The organism is Neisseria wadsworthii 9715, assembly GCF_000227765.1.
Taxonomy (GTDB): domain Bacteria; phylum Pseudomonadota; class Gammaproteobacteria; order Burkholderiales; family Neisseriaceae; genus Neisseria; species Neisseria wadsworthii.
Genome location: NZ_JH165165.1, coordinates 1 through 1,164 on the forward strand (window position 1 = coordinate 1; position 1,164 = coordinate 1,164).

1 protein-coding gene is annotated in these 1,164 nt (G+C 45.7%); it reads right to left on the bottom strand.

From position 1 onward, the window contains the following. Window positions 1-1,164, bottom strand: a 1,164-nt coding sequence (tuf, locus tag HMPREF9370_RS11440; RefSeq protein ID WP_009117682.1) for an elongation factor Tu, incomplete at both ends; no start/stop codon positions are given.

Here is a 1,164-nt window from a genome sequence, read left to right on the forward strand (position 1 = left end):
TAGAAGAAACCACACCAGCACCTACGGTACGACCACCTTCACGAATAGCAAAGCGCAAGCCTTCTTCCATAGCAATCGGTGCAATCAGTTCCACAGTAATTGCAACATTCTCACCCGGCATTACCATTTCAACGCCCTCCTCCAAAGTCACAGCACCTGTTACGTCTGTTGTTCGGAAGTAGAATTGAGGACGGTAGTTTGCAAAGAATGGAGTATGACGACCACCCTCTTCTTTACTTAAAACGTATACCTCTGCTTTGAATTTGGTATGAGGCGTAATTGTACCCGGTTTAGCCAATACTTGACCACGCTCTACCTCTTCACGCTTAGTACCACGCAACAAAACGCCAACGTTATCACCAGCTTGACCTTGGTCCAATAATTTACGGAACATTTCCACACCGGTACATGTGGTTTTTTGGGTTTCTTTCAAACCTACGATTTCGATTTCATCGCCCACATTGATGATACCTCGCTCTACACGGCCGGTTACTACGGTACCACGACCAGAAATAGAGAATACGTCTTCAATCGGCAACAAGAAAGGTTTATCAACTGCACGCTCAGGCGTAGGAATGTAACTATCCAATGCAGCAGCCAATTCATAGATTTTTTCTTTGTATGCAGCATCACCTTCCAAGGCTTTTAATGCAGAACCTTGAATGATCGGGCAGTCATCACCCGGGAAATCGTAGCTAGAAAGCAGGTCGCGAATTTCCATCTCAACCAATTCCAACAATTCTGGATCATCAACCATATCGCATTTGTTCATAAATACGATAATGTAAGGCACACCTACTTGACGAGCCAACAAAATGTGTTCGCGGGTTTGCGGCATGGGACCGTCTGCAGCTGAACATACCAAAATTGCGCCATCCATTTGGGCAGCACCGGTAATCATGTTTTTAACGTAGTCAGCGTGACCCGGACAGTCTACGTGAGCGTAGTGACGGGTTTCAGTTTCGTATTCTACGTGTGAAGTATTAATAGTAATACCGCGGGCTTTTTCTTCCGGGGCGTTATCGATTTGGTCGTAGCCTTTTGCCTGACCACCGAATTTCTCTGCCAGAATGGTTGTCAATGCTGCAGTCAATGTGGTTTTACCATGGTCAACGTGACCAATGGTGCCAACGTTTACGTGCGGTTTGCTACGTTCAAATTTTT